Origin of the sequence: Parvimonas oralis, assembly GCF_047608425.1 — a bacterium.
Taxonomy (GTDB): Bacteria; Bacillota; Clostridia; order Tissierellales; family Peptoniphilaceae; genus Parvimonas.
Genome location: NZ_JBLKRS010000002.1, coordinates 40,178 through 61,166, shown reverse-complemented (window position 1 = coordinate 61,166; position 20,989 = coordinate 40,178). Strand labels below are relative to the sequence as shown.

18 protein-coding genes, 2 tRNA genes and 1 riboswitch are annotated in these 20,989 nt (G+C 28.8%); of the genes, 11 read left to right on the top strand and 9 right to left on the bottom strand.

Annotated elements, in window-relative coordinates:
* The first annotated feature begins 11 nt into the window (after positions 1-11).
* The 8 genes from ACMX2D_RS03755 (at position 12) to ACMX2D_RS03720 (ending at position 4,411) form a co-directional block, all read left to right on the top strand.
* Positions 12-512 carry a Fur family transcriptional regulator gene (locus tag ACMX2D_RS03755; RefSeq protein WP_414971401.1) on the top strand — a complete coding sequence of 167 codons (501 nt, stop codon included), beginning with the start codon at positions 12-14 and terminating at the stop codon, positions 510-512.
* An 84-nt stretch (positions 513-596) separates the two neighbouring features.
* Positions 597-673: transfer RNA gene (locus ACMX2D_RS03750), tRNA-His, on the top strand.
* A 5-nt stretch (positions 674-678) separates the two neighbouring features.
* Positions 679-762: transfer RNA gene (locus ACMX2D_RS03745), tRNA-Leu, on the top strand.
* Positions 763-843: 81 nt separating this feature from the next.
* Positions 844-1,746: a ribonuclease H-like domain-containing protein gene (locus ACMX2D_RS03740; RefSeq protein ID WP_414972751.1), complete on the top strand. Its 903-nt coding sequence runs from the start codon at positions 844-846 to the stop codon at positions 1,744-1,746.
* Positions 1,747-1,846: 100 nt separating this feature from the next.
* Positions 1,847-2,326: a CarD family transcriptional regulator gene (locus ACMX2D_RS03735; RefSeq protein WP_414972750.1), complete on the top strand. Its 480-nt coding sequence runs from the start codon at positions 1,847-1,849 to the stop codon at positions 2,324-2,326.
* 9 nt (positions 2,327-2,335) lie between these two features.
* The gene (locus ACMX2D_RS03730) at positions 2,336-3,406 is read left to right on the top strand and encodes a PIN/TRAM domain-containing protein (protein WP_009448028.1); all 1,071 of its coding nucleotides are present in this window, start codon (positions 2,336-2,338) and stop codon (positions 3,404-3,406) included.
* A 97-nt stretch (positions 3,407-3,503) separates the two neighbouring features.
* Positions 3,504-3,938: a hypothetical protein gene (locus ACMX2D_RS03725; RefSeq protein WP_414972749.1), complete on the top strand. Its 435-nt coding sequence runs from the start codon at positions 3,504-3,506 to the stop codon at positions 3,936-3,938.
* Between the two features lie 20 nt (positions 3,939-3,958).
* Positions 3,959-4,411 (top strand): hypothetical protein, encoded by a 453-nt coding sequence (locus ACMX2D_RS03720; RefSeq protein ID WP_150263347.1) that lies wholly within the window; start codon positions 3,959-3,961, stop codon positions 4,409-4,411.
* A 121-nt stretch (positions 4,412-4,532) separates the two neighbouring features.
* On the opposite strand, the gene ACMX2D_RS03715 is transcribed toward ACMX2D_RS03720, so the two are convergent.
* The 4 genes from ACMX2D_RS03715 to ACMX2D_RS03700 all read right to left on the bottom strand — a co-directional run bounded on the left by ACMX2D_RS03715 (position 4,533) and on the right by ACMX2D_RS03700 (position 10,890).
* The gene (locus ACMX2D_RS03715; protein WP_414972748.1) at positions 4,533-4,787 is read right to left on the bottom strand and encodes a putative Se/S carrier protein; all 255 of its coding nucleotides are present in this window, start codon (positions 4,785-4,787) and stop codon (positions 4,533-4,535) included.
* Positions 4,787-6,061, bottom strand: a complete 1,275-nt coding sequence (locus ACMX2D_RS03710) for a double-cubane-cluster-containing anaerobic reductase (protein ID WP_414972747.1) — start codon at positions 6,059-6,061, stop codon at positions 4,787-4,789. Before ACMX2D_RS03710 ends, ACMX2D_RS03715 begins: the two co-directional genes overlap by 1 nt.
* Positions 6,062-6,082: 21 nt before the next feature.
* Entirely contained in the window at positions 6,083-6,898 is an 816-nt protein-coding gene (locus ACMX2D_RS03705; RefSeq protein ID WP_414972745.1) for a 2-hydroxyacyl-CoA dehydratase, read from the bottom strand.
* Positions 6,899-7,230: 332 nt separating this feature from the next.
* Complete coding sequence (locus ACMX2D_RS03700) at positions 7,231-10,890, bottom strand: N-acetylmuramoyl-L-alanine amidase family protein (RefSeq protein WP_414972744.1); 3,660 nt, start codon at positions 10,888-10,890, stop codon at positions 7,231-7,233.
* A gap of 206 nt (positions 10,891-11,096) precedes the next feature.
* A riboswitch (FMN riboswitch) is annotated at positions 11,097-11,210 on the top strand.
* A 49-nt stretch (positions 11,211-11,259) separates the two neighbouring features.
* On the opposite strand from ACMX2D_RS03700, the gene ACMX2D_RS03695 reads away from it, so the two are divergent.
* Positions 11,260-11,859 carry an ECF transporter S component gene (locus ACMX2D_RS03695; RefSeq protein ID WP_009447923.1) on the top strand — a complete coding sequence of 200 codons (600 nt, stop codon included), beginning with the start codon at positions 11,260-11,262 and terminating at the stop codon, positions 11,857-11,859.
* Positions 11,860-11,933: 74 nt separating this feature from the next.
* Here the strand turns inward: ACMX2D_RS03695 and yjeM are convergent, their stop codons facing one another.
* Positions 11,934-13,427: a glutamate/gamma-aminobutyrate family transporter YjeM gene (gene yjeM / locus ACMX2D_RS03690; protein ID WP_414972743.1), complete on the bottom strand. Its 1,494-nt coding sequence runs from the start codon at positions 13,425-13,427 to the stop codon at positions 11,934-11,936.
* A 407-nt stretch (positions 13,428-13,834) separates the two neighbouring features.
* Positions 13,835-15,430: an ATP-binding cassette domain-containing protein gene (locus ACMX2D_RS03685; protein ID WP_414972742.1), complete on the bottom strand. Its 1,596-nt coding sequence runs from the start codon at positions 15,428-15,430 to the stop codon at positions 13,835-13,837.
* 276 nt (positions 15,431-15,706) lie between these two features.
* On the opposite strand from ACMX2D_RS03685, the gene ACMX2D_RS03680 reads away from it, so the two are divergent.
* Complete coding sequence (locus ACMX2D_RS03680) at positions 15,707-15,832, top strand: hypothetical protein (protein ID WP_414971387.1); 126 nt, start codon at positions 15,707-15,709, stop codon at positions 15,830-15,832.
* Positions 15,833-15,896: 64 nt separating this feature from the next.
* Positions 15,897-17,162 (top strand): uracil permease, encoded by a 1,266-nt coding sequence (uraA, locus tag ACMX2D_RS03675; RefSeq protein WP_414972741.1) that lies wholly within the window; start codon positions 15,897-15,899, stop codon positions 17,160-17,162.
* Positions 17,163-18,203: 1,041 nt separating this feature from the next.
* On the opposite strand, the gene ACMX2D_RS03670 is transcribed toward uraA, so the two are convergent.
* The 3 genes from ACMX2D_RS03670 to rho form a co-directional block, all read right to left on the bottom strand.
* Positions 18,204-18,845 carry an L-2-amino-thiazoline-4-carboxylic acid hydrolase gene (locus ACMX2D_RS03670; RefSeq protein WP_414972740.1) on the bottom strand — a complete coding sequence of 214 codons (642 nt, stop codon included), beginning with the start codon at positions 18,843-18,845 and terminating at the stop codon, positions 18,204-18,206.
* Between the two features lie 333 nt (positions 18,846-19,178).
* Positions 19,179-19,640: a flavodoxin gene (locus tag ACMX2D_RS03665; RefSeq protein ID WP_009448016.1), complete on the bottom strand. Its 462-nt coding sequence runs from the start codon at positions 19,638-19,640 to the stop codon at positions 19,179-19,181.
* A gap of 37 nt (positions 19,641-19,677) precedes the next feature.
* Positions 19,678-20,988: a transcription termination factor Rho gene (rho, locus tag ACMX2D_RS03660; RefSeq protein ID WP_414972739.1), complete on the bottom strand. Its 1,311-nt coding sequence runs from the start codon at positions 20,986-20,988 to the stop codon at positions 19,678-19,680.
* Position 20,989: the final 1 nt, after the last annotated feature.

Genomic DNA, 20,989 nt, shown 5'->3' with positions numbered 1-20,989 from the left:
GGAGAGTATTTATGAAAAAAGCTTTTTTGAAAATTCTAAAAGATAATGACTTAAAAATTACAAAAAACAGATTAGCAATTCTAAAAGAATTAGAAAAAAGAGAAGTTCCTACAACTGCTGAAGATATTTATAATGCTATCTCAACAAAGGGCGAAAAATTTAGCATTTCAAGTATCTATAGAGCATTGAATCAATTTTGCGAAAAAAATATTGCAAAAAGAACTGCAGAAATAGACGGAACTACATATTATCAATTAAATAGCGGACATATCCACAGTTTAATTTGTGAAAAATGCAAAAAAATAATTCCAATAAATCATTGCCCAATACATAGCTTAATTGACGATATTGAACATAAAACTGATTTTATCGTAACAGGTCATCATTTAGAAATAAAAGGTATTTGCAAAAATTGTCAAGAAAAACTCACAGAAAAAGAGCTGGAATGTATTAAAGATTCTAGCAAAGAAGTACATAGTAATCACAAATGTAAAGATGAACATTGTATATAAATATTAAAAATTTTTAAAAAAGTATTGACAAATTTTTTATAAATTGATATAATATACAGGCATTCAGAATGAATGTAAAGTTTGGTGGGTGTGGCCTAGCTGGTTAGGGCGTCAGATTGTGGCTCTGAAGGTCATGGGTTCGAATCCCATCATCCACCCCATATATGCAGGAATGGCGGAACTGGCAGACGCGCTAGACTTAGGATCTAGTGTCATTGACGTGGGGGTTCAAGTCCTCTTTCCTGCACCATTTCTATTACTGTAGAAGTATTAAAAAAGTAGAGTTTTGACTCTACTTTTTTTCTTTTTTAAATTTAAGAAAGGAGTTGTTATGAAAAAAGTTGTAAATATTGAAAAAACTGACTCTGATTTTGAAGATTATATTTTATTTGATATAGAAACAACAGGTCTTAATAGAACTAAAGACTTTATGTATATGTTCGGAATTTGCGAGAAAAAAGGAAAAGATTTAATCTATTCTCAATACTATATTGAAGACGAAGCAGAAGAAAAAGAGCTGATTTTAACAGTAAAAGAGCTTTTAAAATCAAAAAAAGTCATCTCATACAATGGAGATAGGTTTGACTTTCCATTTATCAGAAAAAAAATGGAAAAATACAATATTCTAAAAATTGATTTTCAAAATATAGATATTTATAGACAATTCCAAAAACTTAACTTTTTTCTAGATGAACCTAGTCTAAAGGCTATTAATTTGGGAAAAAGACTTGGATTTGACGTTCATGACCATGTTAATCAACAAGAAATGCCTAAAATTTATAAGATGTATCAAGAGCTTAAAGATAAAGAGATACTGTCAAAGCTGATTTACCATAATTATATTGACCTTAAAGTTTTAAGTTATATCTATGAGTATAAAGAAAGCATTTTAAACAAAATTTTAACTATTAATAATAAGAAATTTAAAGGAATTTTAAAAACAATTTATATTCAAAAAAATTATCTTATAATAAGACTTTTTAATATAAAAAATATAGATATAAATTTTCACGAAAGCAATTACAGTATTACAAGCAATAAAGATGAAATAAAAATCACTTTGGAATTAGAAAGTGGAATAATTGAAAACAATATAAAAGCTAAAGTTTTTAAATCAAAATATGAAAATAAAATCTTTAAAGAATCTTCAAATTTAAATGAAAACTTTGTTCTTATAATAAAAAATAACAAAATAATAAAAGAAAATTTACTCCTTTTATTAAACTTAATCTAATAATGTTAAGTTCTAAACAATCCTTTAATTTTTTTATAATTTGGTGTATAATAGTATTGGAGGTTGTTATGTAGTTAGGGTTTTATTTTAGGAGTTTGCTATGGATGTTGGAGACAAAATATTTTATCCTATGCATGGAGCAGGATTGGTTAAAAGCATAGAAATCAAAAGTTTCGGCGATAATTGTGAAAGATTTTATGTTATAGAACTCCCTTTTGAGCAAAATTTACATATTTTTATTAAAGAAAAAGATATTGATAAATTTGAATTTAGAGAGCTCGTAAACGAAGACACCCTTGATAGAGTTTACAATTATATTAATAATGAGAAATGCCCTATGCCAAACAATTGGATTCAAAGATATAGAGAAAACACACAAAAGCTTAAGTCTTCTGATATTTTCGAAATTGCTTATGTTTTTAAAGGTTTGGCTGTTAGAAACGAAAAGGGTAAACTTTCTCTAAAAGAATTATTCATGTTAAACCTTGCAAAGCGAATTTTGATTTCAGAATTTGTAATGGTAAGTGGTTTTCCAAAAAACAAAATAAATAAAATTATAGATTATTCTATAGAACATTAGGAGGGAAGTATGTATAAAGTTTTAAGGTACTTGACCTTTGTTTTTGGTGGGCTTATTGGGATTTTATTAGCCTACGGAGTTGGTCAAGTTTTTGAGTTACGTTTAAGTAACCCTGTTATAGTTTCGATTTATTCGGTTTTTGCAATTATTTTTGGTATTATTTTTTATTTATTATTCCCCGCAATTTTAAAGAAACTAACAGGTAATTTTGATGTTATGATTAAAAAAGCTCAAAAGACACCAACTTCAGATTTTGTTATCGCAATCTTGGGACTTATAGTTGGTCTTGTTATAGCTTTCTTAATTTCATTACCTATTTCAAATATAAAATTTCCGGTTATCGGAAATTTATTGAGCGCAACAATTAGTATTTTTATATATGTTGCACTCGGATTTGTAGGAATTAAAATTGCAGTAGATAAAAAAGAAGAAATCTTGAAATTCAAAATTTTTTCAAAAGAAAAATCCAACAAAAAAGGGCATTCTTGCCCTAAAATATTAGATACTTCTGTTATTATTGACGGAAGAATTTACGATATAGTAAAAACAGGTTTTGTAGAAGGACCAATTATAATTCCGATGTTTATGGTTAAAGAATTGCAATATATTGCCGATTCTGAAGATCCAAACAGAAGACAAAGAGGCAGACGCGGTCTTGATATTTTAGATTTGTTACAAAACGAAAAGAATATTGAAATAAAAATTGTAGATAAAGATTATAAAAATATTAAGGAAGTTGATCATAAACTTTTAAAATTGACAGAAGATTATAATGGTAAGTTAATTACTAATGACTATAATTTAAATAAAGTTGCATCACTTCAAAAAATTTCTATACTCAATGTAAATGAACTTGCACTTGCAGTTAAACCGGTTGTAATTCAAGGAGAAAAGCTTGTTGTTGAAGTCATTAATCGTGGTAAAGAGCCTGAACAAGGTCTTGGTTATCTTCCTGACGGAACTATGATTGTAGTTGAAGACGGAAAAGATTACATCGGACAGACAATAGAAACAACGGTAACAAGCATATTGCAAACACCTGCAGGCAAGATGATATTTACAAGAAAGAATTTAAAATAAGTAATAAATTTACTTCAAAAGAATTGATTTCAACATACTTTACTTTACATAAACCAAAGTATGTTAATTATAAAAAATTTATTGAAAGGAGAAATTTATGAACGAAAGAATCTACAAATCAACTTCTTTTCAATTTGTAAAAGAATTGGTAACGTTGGTTATTGCTTGTGCATTTTTAGGCTTTATTTTACATTTCTTTGTCCAACTATATGTCAATGTAATAGTGGTAGCAATTGTAGGAATTGTGTCATTATATTTTACACTTAGTGATAAAAAATTATATGTTAAAGTTACTGATGAAACTTTAACAGTCGTAAAAGGCAAAAAAATTGATGAATATAATATAGAAGAATGTGCAATGAAAGCTAGAATAAAAAATAATGATATTCTAACTTTATATGTAACTGATTCAAATGATAATACTAAAAGTTATGATCTTTCATTATTAGGTTATAAACAATTTCAAAAGCTCATTGAAGATCTTACTATTATCGGAGATGAAGCGGAATCAATTACGTTAAAAGCAAAATAATTTTATATTAGGAGGATACTATGAATAATATTTCACAGATGATTAAAAATATGGGAGTTATGGCTTATATAATTCCCGCCGTTTTAATTATTTATGTTGTTGGAATTGTAATTTGGTCAAAGAAAAGAAAACAAGGATATGAAAGATGGCTTTCAGATCATCCTGATGCGGTTAAAATTTATTTATCTACAAGTTTTAGCCCAATCACTTCAAAATCTCTTGTAGGAAGAATTTTAAGTCAAAATGCTTATCCAAGTATTGCTTATGAAGGAACTAAGTCTGTAATTTATGCTTTACCGGGAACTGTTGATGTTGAACTCACTTACAGTTATACAAGACCGGGAATATTGCATAAAAATGTAACTACAACTTGGGGTCCTACAAAACTTTCACTTGAAGTTGAAAAGGGAAAAACTTATTCTTTAGCTTTCGATAAAGAGGAAGAAACTTTTAAATTAAGTGTTGAAAGATAATTTGAACAAAGAGAAAACTTCAACAATTTCCGTTGGAGTTTTTTTGTGCAAAAATATATGAAAATTTCATAGAAAAAGAAAAACCCTAAACTTGTACTAAATACAAGAAGGGTTTTTCTTTCTAGCAAAATCTCATTCGATTAGGATTTATATCTTTCTCTTTTTCATAAAATTTTAAAATCTCGATACCATTTTCCAAAATCAACTTTTCAATTAATGCTTTATCTTCAAAATTATCAAACAAAATACTTATTCCGCAACAGTGATCTTCCGTTTTTGGAGTTGGTGCTATTGTACATTTTATTCCATTTTGCTTCATTAATTGATAAAGCTCCTGACCGTTTTTGGTATCCTTAAAGAAAACATAATACAACATTAGCTTAACATTTCTATAAATGCACCAATTCTTGTTTTTAATTGTTCGCTATCAGCATCCGTATAGTCGGTTTCTATTCCAAGAACAGGAATTTTAGCTTCTTTCAAAGCTTTTTCAACTATTGTTCCCTCTGTATCATAAAGTGTACAGAACTTCAAGTTTACATCGATAACTCCATCAATATTATACTCTTTAATTAATCTTATTATATCTTCAACTCTTTCAGTATTTGGAGTAAAGCATGCACAGTTTATGCTTCCTAAGTATCTACGAGTTAGATTTTCAACCATTTCATCCATTGTCTTTCCATTTTCATCTACTAGATGTTCAGAATACCTATTACCAGTACACATTTCTTCACATACAATCATTCCTCCGATATTTTCAACTATTTGGTGAATCTTCCAGTTTGGAATTGATAATGGTGTACCGGTAAGTAAAATTCTCTTCGTACCTTTTTTAAATACGCTTACATTATTCTTTGCTCTTTCTTCAAGTTCGTCACAAAGTCTATTTACTTGTGCAGTAAATCTTTCAGGATCATCATAGAATGCTATTTGTGTAATAAGTAGTACATCTCTTCCTGAAATAGGCACATTTTCAAGTTTTCTAAAACTATTTAATCTTTGTAAAGCCCTTCTCTTATTATTCAAAGTTACAATAGCATTTCTAAGGCTTTCTTCTGTAATCTTATTTCCTGTCAATTTTTCTAGTTCAACCATATAGCCTTCTATTTCTTCTTTCCATTTAACAAAGTCTTTTTCTCTCTTCATTTGTGGAATATCCATTATATACATTGGAGCATCTTTTGCTAAAATTTCCCAAGCTTTTTTCTTTCCGTCACAAGTTGTTTCTCCAACGAAAAGGTCAGCAATTCTAAAGAACGGACAAGTTCTGTCAAATCTTGCTCCCAAAGATGCCTTAATCAATGGACAAGTAGATGTTGGAAGTACTTTTTCCCCACCCGGAACCCAAAATTGAGATCCGCTACATAGACCTGTTGCAATAGCTCCCGATGCAACTACCACTTCATCAGGAACGTGGATACAGAAAGAACCTACAACTTTTCCACCCTTCTTTTGAAATTCAATAAGTTCTGCAGGTCTAATTCCGTGAATTTCTGCAACAACCATATTAAAATAGTCCATACTCTCAGGTCTATTTTCTTGACTTAAAAAAACATCTCCGAATGCGACAGGTAAAACTTCACATAAAATATCATGAGTATCGACATCCATATTCAAATCTTTCCACATTTTTCTGTAATCAGCCATTTTATTGCCTCCTATAAAATTCTATTTATTATCATAGGGACAATCTTGATACAAAATATCTAATTTTTTTGTTTTCTTATTATTATACTTTTCTTTCAAAAACTCATAACCACTACTTTTATAAGTTTTAAAAACTTCTCCCAGACAAAAATTTTCTATGATTTGATAGTCCTTATATTTTTTATCTATATCGTCCAAAATCTGAATTGCTCTTGGAACATATAACTTTTGTCTTTTTTTATCAACATCTTTAAAATTAGCCAAGACCCTATCAATCATATTAATTTTGTCTTCCAAAGAGAAAATGAATTGAGTATAAAATTCAACTTCATATAAAAATCTGGAGTCAATATCGGTTTTGGAAAGACTTTCCAATTTTGAAGAAATATTTTTAGATAATTCAACGGCTTTTAAGAAATTTATTTCAGAAAAATCTCTTTTATAAACGTCCTCCACTCTATTTTTTAAATTATTTATATTACCATCATAGAAAAAAATCTTGTCCTTTAAATTTTCTTTTAATATTTTTAAAAGTAAAGGGCATGAATTATCTACAACAACCAATTTTGCATTATAAAGTAAAGGGCATTTTTTTGTCATAGCATAAGTAAGAGTTGAATCTACTATGCTACACAAATCTTTTTGGTTGGAATATTCTAATATGTATTTATCTACTCCGTCTAAAGGTAAAGGTACTAAGTCAAAACCGTAAAATATCTCTTTTGGAACAGTTCTTCCCAAGTAACCTATTATGTATCTTTCATTATCCAAGCCCATTATTGTCTCTACAAAAGCATTTCGCCTAAGTTCTAAAATTTCTTCTCTCAAATTTTCCATAATTTTTGATATTAAACCATATCTCCTTAATTTATACTCGTTATTCTTTTAGATATTTTCAAGAAATTCTATGATAAAATAACTTTTAGCTTTGTATCTGACTATTTTTAAAATTCACCTCCGGCAGAAAATATTTGTTATTATCATTTAGCCAAATACAATACTTCACATATTTACATTTGTATTATAACACATATATATTATGTAGTAAAATTAGAATTATTAATTGAAAATGTTTATTCATTATAATTATTTATAATATAATGCTCGTTTTATAATGTTTATAAAAAAAGAACTTCAATAAAATTATTGAAGTTCTTTATAATTAATATTTATCTTCTCTTTTTAGAAATTACAACCGATGCAATTCCTAAAAGAATTGTAGGTAATAATGAAATTTGTGCAATACCTGTTTTAGCTAATTTTGGTTTTCTAGCTGTTCTATTATCAGGTTTTTCATTATTTCCCGATTTGTTGTTATCATTTCCCGGTTTGTTGTTGTCATTTCCAAGTTTGTTGTTATCTTCAGGTTTTTCAGCTCTATACTCTACTGCATATTTTGAAAAATGATTTGCAACAAATTTTATATAACCATCATTATGCACAAAAGTTAAAGCTTCAAGCTTTCCGTCATCAGCAACATAATAAAGTTGATCTGCAATTTTTCCTTTTTCTTTAGGAATTTCAACGACATAATGTCCAATAGGTAAATTTACCTTTTCTTTTGTAACTGCATCTCTAAATGAAATATCAAATAATGACACATTTTTACCTTTCAAAGAAGGAATTTGATTAGCATCTATTTTTTCAACTACAAGTTCCTTTCCGGATAAATTTTTACCCGTAACTGAAATTTTTGTTTTTTCATCAGTAACTTTAGTAACTTCTTCTTCAGAATTTTCAGGTTTAACACCGTCTAATTTTTCTGTCTTTTCCTTTAAGGCCTTTGCCAAATTGTTTACATTTTCTTGACTTACAGGATTTTCTACAGCATTAACAGCTTCTTCTAATGCCTTGTCGAACTCATTTTTGATTTCTTCTGTAGCATATTTGTATTTATCTGTACCTTTTGCTATATTCGCATTTGTTATTGCTTTATTTAATTCGTCAAGATTTATATTGCTCTTATAGATAAAAGTTACTTCTTTAATATCTCTAACTTTTTCTTCGTGGATATGTCCAATTTCTTTTTCTTCAACACTTCCGTCGGCTCTAACAATCTTGTATTTTAAAGCTTCAAAATTTGCATTATTTTCTATAGGTCTTACATTAAAAGATCTTAGTTTAGACCATTTATAACCTTTAACAGTAGCCCCTTTGAAAGCCACTTTTCCATCTTCTGTTTCATGTTTTACTTTTACTTCAGATATTTCATCTGCTGTCATATTTTCTTTTTTGCCAACTTTGTCATTTACAACAGTTGCTCTTACAAAAACTTCCTCGTCATAATTTTCTCCGTCAACAGCAACTAAAAATTTAAAAGTAACATCTCCATTTGGATTTTTAGGATTTGTAACATTTCTAGGACAAATAAGTTCAAACATTTGTGTATTGCCATTTCCATAGATTCCTGTTCCATCTGAACTAACCATTATAAAGTTGTCCATACTATCGGATGTACCTTCATTTTGTAATGGATACCATTCTATTCCGTTTTCATCTACAATTTTTATCTTTGTCAAAGTCTTATTGAAATTAGCTCCGAACATAGTAACCCAAGTTTTTTTACTTTCTTGACCTACCGGAGTATAAGTATGAGTTACATCAGGTTGTTCAGTACCGCCACCTGAAGTTCCATAAGATTGAATTGACATAAAACTTAAGATTGGCTTGTCAGTTATTTTATCGGTAGGCAAAACTGTTGCAACTAATCTTTTAGCTCTATTTTCCAATATATTTACTCCAATTGCTGAAGAATATGTCTTTCCATTATCCAATGATACCATAACTGAATAAGTTTCAGCTTTGTCGGTTTTATTTTCAGGTAAGGTAAAACTTATAATTTGTTCAGTATTATTTACAACTTCTACATTTACATTTGCTGATTCTGTTATTTCTGAATTTGAAGTTTTATCCTTATTATTTATTAGAATTTTGACCTTAACAGCTTCACTTAAGTTTTCTCCAACTAATTTAACTTTTGAATTTCCACCTAATTTAGTTAAAATTTCTCCTTCAACAAAATTAGCTTCATTTACTGTTGGAAAAGCATCTTTTATAAATTGTTCAAAAGCTCTATTTTCTCTATTTTCCCCGTCTTTTATTATTCTTTCTTCAAATCTAATTGTCGCACCGGTTTTAATATCTATTTTATTAGCCAAAGTTATGACAATTTTATCTCCAACAACTTCAACCTTATCTTCCGCTTTTAACTTTTCAAAATTGTCTGTTGTAGATTTTTTATAAGAAATACCGGCTTTTAAAGTTTCATTATCTTTAACTTCAAAAACTCTCTCATCAAATTTTACAGTTATTTTTGTCTTACTATTGTCAAGATATACATTACTTGGTAATAAATCTATAATATCTCCACTTTCTTCGCCACCTACAGTAACAGTAACTTCTTTATCATTTAATCTAATCTTATAAACTTCTTCCTTATTTGATTTTGCTTCAGGGAATTTTAAAGTTGCACTTTGAACTTTATTTGTTCCGTTGAAAGTATAATCCATATTAATTTTATTTTCAATACCGTTTTCAACCTTAAAAATTTCAAGTTTAAGTTTATCAGACTCTAAATTTTCACCTTTTACAGTAATAGTATTAACCCCACCTACCTTTGGCATATTAGGAGTTTTTACTTTAAGTTCATTTATTACCATATTATTTTCTTCAGATCCCGGAGCAACTGTAACAGTTACTGTCGGATTATCTTGAAATACTGTTTCAGACCCGTTTGTATTGAATTTTAAAGTATAAACTTGTTCACTTGTTGTATTATTTTTAGGAAAATCAATTGAAACAGTCTTTTTAGCCTTGTCCCCTGTTACTACAGCACTTTTTCCTAAATCAGTTGGTACATTATTTAATAAAACTTGAACCTTTACTTGATTAGCAGGAATATGATTGTCATTAATTCTTTTAGTAATTAATTCTAAATTAACTTCTCCACCCTCTGCCGCTAAGTTTTGATTTTCAGGTGTTACTCTGACAATTGCATTTTCATCATTATTTTGTTCAGAAGGAGCAACTTTAATAGTAACTGTCGGTTCAGCTTGAAAATCTGTTTCAGAGCCTTTTGCATTAAATTTTATAGTATAAACTTGTTCCTTAGAAGTAGTATTTTTAGGAAAATTCAAAGTAATAGTCTTTTTAGCTTTATCCCCTTTAACTTCTACATTTTTTCCTAATTCAGTTACAACCCCATCTAATGATATTTGAAGTTTTACATTTTCAGGAGAAATATGTTTATCATTAATTTTCTTAGTATATACAGTTAAATTTACTTCTCCACCTTCTGTTGGCAAATTTTCTTTATCTGCCATTGCATTTAAAATCGCATTTTCTTCAACAGGATTAGGTTGTTCAGGATTTACCGGAGGAACTACAACTCCTCCACCGCCATTTGATGTACTCTTTCTAATTCTAACAAGCTTTTTAAATTCTTCATAAAATGAACCGGAATTACCATTTACACCAAAAGCAACTTCATATTGTATGCTTTTTCCTGTTTCATTTTTTGGAAAAGTTAAAGTAACTATTTTTCTACTTGAACTTTCTTTTGTTTCATCAGAAAAAGTAATTGAATTTTCAACTTCTGTTAAACGTTCAGTACTCCCTTTTAGCACTACTTTCGCCTTAATGTCTTTTTCTTCCAGGTCGGACCCCTTAAGTGTGAAAGTTCTCTTTCCGTCCTCAGTAGGAGACATAACAGTTGAATCTTCAACTTCAGTTAAAGCACTTGTCTCTTTTGCATAACTACTTATTCCGATGGAACTAAATGTTATCGAAAACAAAAGTACAAATGCAAAGATTTTTTTAAGCATTTTCATTACAATGCTACCTCCTTAAAAATATTTTTACGCCCTTAAATTATATATCATAAAAAATTTTTTTGCAAATATTTTATCAATTAATAAGTTTTTCTAATGAATATCCCCTTATTTATTAGAATTTCTTATTAAAAACTCTTTTAAAAGTAAATTAAGCATATTTTTGTCTTTTATATTGACAATGTTTATTATTTATGTTATACTCAACTTGTCTTCAGGGCGAGGGTCGTTTCCTCACCGGCAGTAAAGTCTGCGAGCATTATGCTGAATTGGTGAAATTCCAATACCGACAGTTAAAGTCTGGATGAGAGAAGAAATTGTTATGCCCTAAAGATGGCATTTTTTTTTGCTAAAATTTAGGAGGTTATTATGAACAACAAAAAATTTGGCATTTCAGAAATTACAAAAATTGCAATTCTTGCATCAATATCAGTGCTTTTAATGTTTATTAAAGTCCCACTACCTTTTGCCCCTACATTTATGGAAATGGATATTGCAGAGCTTCCTGCATTAATCGGTGGATTTGCAATGGGACCATTAGCAGGATTTTTAATTGTATGTATAAAAATTTTACTTAATATTGTAATTAACGGAACAAAAACTTTTTATGTCGGAGAGCTTTCAAACTTAATAGTTTCATCAGCTTTCGTTTTGACAACTGCTTTTATCTATAAACACAATAAAAGCAAAAAATCTGCTTTACTAGGACTTGTAATAGGTAGTATTTCAATGTCAATAATTGCAACTTTGAGCAATTATTTTATAATATTTCCACTTTATGCAAAACTTTTAAAAATTGACTTAAATGCTTTTGTCGGAATGGTAGCAAAAATTAATCCACTGGTAAAAAGTTACTTTACATTAATGCTATTCTCAGTATTACCTTTTAACTTAGTTAAAACAGCTGTTACTTCAATAGTAACATCATTATTATACAAAAGAATATCACCAATATTAAAAAGAAAATAAAAAAATTAAACATAAATACAATCAAAAAACGACAAATCTTTAAGATTTGTCGTTTTTTATATTATTTGTTAATATTAATTTATTCCCTTTGATTTTTCCATTCTTCCATAAAGATATAGTGCAATTAAAGTAAATACTAATGGTCCTGCAACTGACATTATAGTTGTTAACCAGTCTCCTGATGTGATTGCAGGTTCAATAACTGTAAATAAATTTGCAAAACCTACTATAAAACAAGCAACCGCAACCGCAACTTTAGCTGATGCATAAGTTTTGAATTTTACAAAAGGTCTTTCTATCTTATCATCTCTTTTAAACGCCAAGAATGAATAAGCGATGAAGAAATATGGTAAAGTCATTGAAACATTTGTCATTGAAACTAAAACTTGGAAAAATTGTTGTGCACTCTTTCCACCGAATGATACTATAAAGATTATTATAATTACACAAACTGCTTGATAAATCATTGGTTTAGTATAAATTCCATTTTTTTGTTCAGTCCATGATTCTGGCCATAATTCTTTAGGAGTTCCACCAATTAATTGTTTTAGTGGAGAATAAATAAGAGCAAAGAAAGCTCCTGTTAATGCTAGGAACATTGAAATACCCATATAACGAGAAACCCAAAGTCCTACATTTCTAGCAGCAGATTCTGCAAGACCAAAAGCAAGACCTAATTGATATCCCATATGGTTCATAGCAATATATGATACATTACCTAAAGTAATTTTTTGGCTAGAAAATTCTGCAAATGCAAATGACCATTTAGTAAATGTACCAAAAATTAAAATACCTAATGAGTATCCTAAAGATATTACAATGGCTGAAATAACAACCCCTTTTGGAAAGTTCTTTTCAGCATTTTCAGTTTGATCAACAAGTCCTCCGACAATTTCCAAACCACCGTATGCAAATATAGCATAAACAACAAATGACAAAACTTGTAAGCCTCCGGCATAAGCAGGATTTGGTGAACGAACAAAAGCATCAGCAGTTATAGGATCTCCAACTCCACCTTTATTAAGGATTAACATTAAAATTCCACCAACAAATAAAAATACATTAATCAATGCTACGGCACTACCCCCAAAAGATGTGAACTTCTTAATTTTATCAACACCCTTTGTGGATATGAATGTTAAAACAATAATCCATATAATAGCAAGAATACCTAATGTTTTTACAGAGTCAAGTCCGAATAGTGACCAGCTTTGAGTTTTATCAACTCCAAAAATTGCATTTGATAAAACAATCCATATACCTGAGCCAACATTTACCATCCATACAATAAATGCTGAATACCACATAAATGTTACAACAAATGCATACTTACCTCCTGAAGTTCCTTCAAGCCAAGAATACATTCCACCTTCAGAATCCTTAAAAGCTGCTCCGTATTCTGCAATCATAAATGCAAATGGTAAAAAGAAAGTTAAACAAGATATAATAAACCAAGGAATAGCTGCGTATCCCATAAGATAATATGATCTTGTTACATTAGTAAAACCAAATACAGAAGTGAACACCATTAAAACGAGTGCTCTTAAACTCAATTTCTTTTTAGACATAATATCCCTCCAATTCTTAATTTATTCAATTTGAATGATAACACAAAATAACAGGTATGTCAACATATTATAAATAAATTTTATACTTTTTAATAAAATTAACTTTTAAAGTGTTGAATTATAATTTTTAAAAATAATAATATTTTATGAAAAATAGTCAGTTAATTTTAAAAATAATTTATTATAATAAGAATTTAAAGTCTATTTACAAATAAATTATAAAGCTCGAAATCAAATATTATAAGAAATCTTAATAAAATAAACTGATATAAACTTAAAATAGACATTATCTTGTATTTTAAATAATAATTTTTAAAATAATCATTTATCTTTCTATATTATATATTTTAAAATTATAAAATAAAAAAACAGCTATTTTCAGAAATTAACCGTTTTTTTAAACTATTTTAAAAATCTACTTTTTTCATAATTACATTTCCATCTATCACCTTAATTATATTATCAAATTTTTTAAGATGCTCAGTAGATGTATTATGTGTTACAATCAAAACTGTTTGATCAGATTTCAATAAAATATCTTCTAGTCTTGAAACACTTTCCGTATCAACGCCCGTAAAAGGTTCATCCAAAACTAGTATTTCTCCTTTTCTGCATAATATACGAAGTAATGCTAGAACTCTTTTTTCACCACCACTAAAGTTTGAACAATCAGGAGTATTTCTACCGAGTATATCTTTGACTATCGTAACTTCGTTGGCATTATTAGGAATATAATCATAGGAATATGAATCAAAAACAGTTATATTTTCTTTTACAGATGCACGATAAATATGCTCATGTTGACTCATATAAAGCAATGTATTTGATAAATTAAGCTCTTTTACATTTTCTCCATCAATAATGACTTTCCCCTGATTTGGCTTATGTATTCCAAGTAATAAATTTAAAAAAGTTGACTTTCCTGCACCTGATTTACCAACAATTGCATATTTTTTTCCTTTTTCTATTTTTAAATTTATATCTTCTAGTTGTAATTTATCAACCGTGAAATTTACATTATCAAAAATCAGCTCGTTTTTAAAAGTTTCCAATTCTTTTTTATTTATTATTTCTGATTTTTGATTTAAAAATGAAAGTATATTTTGTTTTGTAGAATTAACTGAACGTATAGCAGTAATGTCATAGAGCAAACTATCAATAGGGTCAATAAATGCAGAAGAATAGCTTAGTGTTGCTATTGCCACACCTACTGTTATCTCTTTTTTATAGAATAAATATCCTACAATAGCAAAAGTTAACGCCCTAACCATTTTGGTCATAAAATCACTTACTCCAAGTACAAGAGCCTTTTTCTTCCCAAATTCATACCTTTTATCTGCTGTTTTATGTAGAATTTCATTATGTCTATTTTTTATATTTTCAATTGTTTTAGAATTTATTAAACCAAAACCTTCAAGCAAATCGGAAATAGTTGAAGTATATTTTCCAAGATGTCTTTGATAATTACTTCTACTATTATCCAACATTTTTCCAAATATCTTTGGGATAAAAATCGCAAAAATAGAAGATAAAACTACAACTAAACCAATTTTATAGTTGATATTCATAAAAATAATAACTCCATAAATCAACATCATACTTACAGAACGAATTACATCTACAATAGGTTGTAAATAATCTTGTTCTAATGCAGTAATATCATTTGATTGAATAGAAATATATTCCCCTATCGGCTTCTCTTGAAAAACTTTAGCATTCATATTAAAAATTTTATCAAAAAAACTCTTTTTAAGTCTTGTTTCAAATGAAATTCCTGATTTAAATGCTACTAAAATGCAAAAATATTGCATTAGAGAATAAATTCCAAGTAATAAAGCATATAATAGAATGGCTAAAATTATTTGACTTGACGTACTTTGTAATCCATAGTCGAATAACCACTTTTGAATCAATGGAGTTAATGCTAAACAAATAACTCCAATAAAATCCAAAATTATTTGAAGAATAATATATTTTTTAACTTTAGATAAATAATCTTTCATTTCTTACTCCTAAATAATTTATAATAGTATAAAATAATACCTTCACACCTTTATATTATAACATACTTTTCATTTTTAAAATGATTTTAACTTAAAAGTATGATGACATTAAGTTTCCTTTTTAAAATGTTTAATGTAAACCTAATTATAGTAAGCTAAAACTCAAAATGGAAATTTTAATTTTTAATGATATTCTTTAATTTTTATAGTTTTTAAAACTTTACTTTTTGCTTTTTATGATGTATAATTGTAAAGATAAATTTAAGGAGGTAAGTTATGGCAAATTTAGTTAAGTTTTTTAAAACAAATCTATTTAACTTTTTTAACTTTGTTTTAACGATACTCTTTTTCAATTTTAATAGTGGACTTACTGTCTTTAAAAATATTTTACTTAATTATTAATGGAATAACTGTTGTTATTTCATTTTTTTTATATGTTTTTAAAGCTTAAGTCAAAGGAGGATTTATGAATAATAAAGAAATTATCGGTGTAAGGGATAAAGTTCCCGTAACAATGCTTATACCTTTGAGTTTACAACATACTTTTGCTATGTTTGGAGCTTCAGTTTTAGTCCCAATTTTATTTAATGTAAACCCTGGCATTGTTCTTTTGATGAATGGTATAGGTACATTGTTGTTTATTTTTATCACAAAAGGAAAAGCTCCTGCATATTTAGGTTCAAGTTTTGCATTTTTAGGAGTAGGTACTGTTATTATTAATACTATGGGTTATAGATATGCACTTGGAGCATTTGCAACAACAGGATTTTTAGGTTGTATCTTGGCTTACCTAATATACAAATTTAGAACTGATTGGATAAATATTGTACTTCCACCGGCAGCAATGGGTGCGGTTGTATCTCTTATTGGTCTTGAACTTGCAGGAAATACAATAACAGGCGGAAAAATCGGTGCAAATATATTGACTGAAACTTCAACAAGTGCAGACGTTTGGGTGTTCATGATTACACTTTCAGTTGCAATTTTAGGCTCAGTTGTATTTAGAAAATTTTTAGGAACTATCCCAATACTTATTGCTATCATCTGTGGATATATAGCCTCTTTAGCTTTTGGAATGATTGACTTTTCTACAGTTACATCTTCAACATTATTTACAATACCGGAATTTCAATTCCCGATTTTTGACTTCAAAGCAAGTTTGATAATGTTTCCTGCATTACTCGTAATAACTTCAGAACATATAAGTCATCAAGTTGTAACAAGTAATATTATCGGACAAAATCTTTTAGAAGATCCGGGCTTACATAGAAGTATCTTTGCCGATAACTTCTCAACTATGTTATCCGCTCTTGTAGGTGGAGTTCCAACAACAACTTACGGAGAAAACATCGGTGTTATGGCAGTTACTAAAGTTTATTCAGTTTATGTAATTGCAGGTGCAGCAGTAATCTCAATATGTATGGCATTTATAGCACCATTAAGTATGTTAATTCAAAGCATACCGGGAAATGTAATCGGCGGAATAACATTCTTACTTTATGGAATGATTGGAACTTCAGGAATAAGACTTTTAGTTGATTCAAAAGTTGACTATTCAAATAGCCAAAATTTGATTTTGACTTCAGTTGTATTCGTAACAGGGCTTAGTGGAATTTCAATTAATTTCTTTGGAATGCAATTAAAAGGAATGGTTCTTGCAAGTATGGTTGCAGTAGTATTAAGTTTAATATTCCATTTTCTAAACAAGTTTGGACTTTCAAATCATAAATAAATAGGACAAAAACAAAAACTCAGCTTTTTTCAAAGTTGAGTTTTTTAATTCTATAAAAAATTAGAATAGCAAAAAGTTTCACGTCATAGTACCAAACTAGTCGACATTGTCCAACACGTCATCTCGACCGAAACGGAACATAGTGAAGTGAATCTAGCCCTAACTTTGTTTACTTATAAACAAAAGTAGGTCTGACGGGGTCGTTGTATCTTTGATACAATGACTCTGGAGATCTCATAGTTTTGCTTGTTTACATGCAAAACTAAATGTATCGTAGATATATAAGATAAAAAATTTATCAACTAAAAATCTTTTGGATAATTTTGTTATAATTATGACTGTTTTGTTTTTTATATAAGTCCTTTACAGGACTTACTATTATTTGCAAACAAATAATAGTTGAGATCTCTCGACTACGCTCGAGATGACGTGTTGTGGGATTTACTTTGCTAGATACTAAGACGTGAAATATTTCTTTTTTATTCAGATTAAAATATAGTTAGAAGTTTATTTACTACTCACGTTAAGCTATAAATCGAAGAGTTTTCTTTATACGTCATTTCGACTGGAGTTGAGCAAAGCAAAACGAAGTGAATCTAGTCCTAACTTTGTTTGCTTGTAAACAAAAGTAGGTCTGACGGGGTAATTTTATCTTTAGATACAATTGCTCTGAAGATCTCATAAGGTTTCATAGTCAATTATAATTGAATAAAAAATTTAAAATAGTATAAAACTTTACAAAAATAGCATAGAAAAAAAACTCAACCTTTCGCAAAGTTGAGTTTTTCTATAAAATCCATAATTTTATAAGTTATTTTCTAGCCATTTTTGTAATTCATCAAAATCGTAAAATGCACTTAAGGCTAATCCATCTTTTTCTGTATAATTTTTTCATCTATATTTTTCATTTTCTCCTTTACTCTCCTTCTAAATTTCAGCAAAAAAACAGCAAACCAATTTGATTTACTGCTTCGTGAATTACTATGGTATAGCGTGTTATTTGTTAACTACGCTATAAAAAATTTCAATCATAAAATCTTTTTACTTATCCCACTTTGAACCTTTTTTACATATATAAAAATCACAACAATCTGCACCTGTAGCTATTGTTCCTTTTCTTTTTAGTACACCGCCCATCATAGCAATAGTATCATAATCCATCTTACACATATATGGTATCAATTCCTCGTGATGTTCCTGTTTACCCAAGGCACAAAGCCCACATCTATGATATATCACTGTATATTCATTTTCGTCTCTACCTAAAATGAGTTCTGTATTCCAATTAAACTCACTATCAGAAACTGCATTTGCAATCTTGTTTTTTTCTATTTTCTTTTTTTGCGTTTTTATATCAAAAGCCTTTTGTTTTTGGAAGTTTTTCTTTAATATAGGAGCTTCCATTGTAGCGCTTACCATTTCCCCAAACTGTTCTTGATCCATTTTTCCTTCCATCGCTTCATATATGGACAGCCACAAAATTCCGCTGGTAAGACACACTCTCAGAGGATTTTTTCTAAGGCTTCCTATATCCGGTGTCCGTTTAATCATATCCTTATAATTTTTTTTAGAAATCCTTTTTACATTCTTTATATCAATATCTTTCCAATATTGTTTTATAAATTGAAATATGGTAGGCGATAAGACATACCACATTATCTTTTCGCATAAAGAATTTTTCATAATTTCCCTTCCTTTCAAAATCTTTCAATATATAAGTATTATAGCAAATTTAGATTAATTTTACCATTGATATGTTTGCCACCCGCTACGTTCTGTTCTTTGGTTTTTCTGTTTCGATTGTATTACCTTTATCAGCTTATCTTTGTAATGTTTTTTAGTCTTTAAGTTGACTGTATCACCACAGTACTCCTATCTTCTCGATTTTTAGAAGCAATAGTTAATATCTCCAGAGTAAATGTATAGTAGATACATCAAAAAATCTACTAATATACTATACCAAAAGTAAAAACTCAACCTTTCACAAAGTTGAGTTTTTCTATAAAATCCATAATTCTATAAATTATTTTCTAGCCATTTTTGTAATTCATCAAAATCGTAAAATCCACTTAATGCTAATCCATCTTTTACTATGGAATTTTTACATTCTTTCTTTATATCATCAATCATCATTCCAAATCCCCCACCACCATGAGTGCAGAAAGGAATAATTGTTTTGCCATCCAAATTTGCATTACGTAAAAAAGTAAGAACTGGTGGTGCAAAAGTCTTAAGCCAATTAGGTGAGCCTATAAAAACTATATCTACATCATCAATATTTCCTATTTCTTCAGTTAAAGGCGGACAGTATCCCTTATCAATTTCAATTCTAGCTTCTTTTACAGCTGTATTATATGAAAATGAATAAGGTCTTAGTGGTTTTAATTCCAATAAATCTCCATCTGTAATCAAAGCGATATCTTCCGCTAATCTTCTAGTTATTCCTGAATAGGAATAATACACAACTAAAATTTTCATCAAAATCTCCTTAAAGTTTCAAATTGAAACTAAATTTTTAATTATTTTTTAAGATAGCTTTGAAGAATTCTTTGTTGTTTTCAGTTTTCTTTATATTTTTTACTAAATTTTCCATAATTTCATTAGTATTTGTATTTGAAAGTTTTCTACGAATTAAATTTGCAGATTGAATTTCTTCTTCACTCAAAAGTAAATCGTCTTTTCTAGTTCCTGATTTATAAATATCTATGGCAGGGAAAATTCTAAGTTCTGAAAGTTTTCTACTCAAATGAATTTCCATATTTCCCGTTCCCTTAAATTCTTCATAAATCATATCGTCCATTTTACTTCCCGTATCCACAAGAGTTGTCGCAATTATGGTTAAACTTCCACCATTTTCAACATTTCTCGCTGAGCCGAAAAATCTTTTAGGTTTATGCAATGCAAAAGGATCAAGTCCACCCGTAAGAGTTTTTCCGGAGGACGGTGTATTTACATTGTAGGCTCTTGAAAGTCTTGTTATGCTGTCAACCAAAATAACTACATCTTCTCCAAGCTCTACAAGTCTTTTTGCTCTTTCAAGTACAAATTCTGCAAGTCTTATATGATTTTGAGGTAATTCATCAAAAGTTGAAGCGATTACTTCAGCTTTTGTAAATCTCTTCATTTCCGTAACTTCTTCAGGTCTTTCTCCAATTAATAAAACAAAAATTTTACTCTTTGGATTATTGATTTCTATGCCTTTTAAAATCGAACGAAGCAAGCTTGTCTTTCCAGCCTTTGGAGGAGCGACTATCAAAGCTCTCTGTCCCTTTCCAATAGGTACTAAAAAGTCAATTATTCTAGTTGAAACTTCGTTCTTTTCAGTTTCTAAAGTATATTTTTCATTCGGATAAATCGGAATTAAATCGTCAAAATCTTTTCTAGTTTTTAATTCTGAAACCTTAATATCATTTATTTCATTTATATAGATAAGTGGAGAAAATTTTTCACTTTCTTTACTTTCTCTAGTTAAACCTAAAATTTTATCTCCCTTTTTAAGTCTAAATCTTCTTATCTGAGTTGGTGAGACATAAATGTCTTCTTCTCCTGAGTCATATCCATTTGAACGCAAAAAACCATAACCGTCTGCAGTAATATCAATAAGTCCACAAACAGTTTTTGTATTAGTCTTTGAGTCATTTTCATTTTCAACAGGCTCGTTTATCGTTACTTTTTCAGATTCTTCACTTTCAAAGCCATTATCCGCCTTTAAAATTTCAGATATTAATTCGTTCTTTTTATATTTTGAAACATTTGCAATTCCATAAGACTTTGCAATAGTTTTTAATTCATCAAGATATTTTCCTTTTAAAAGTTCTATATTCATA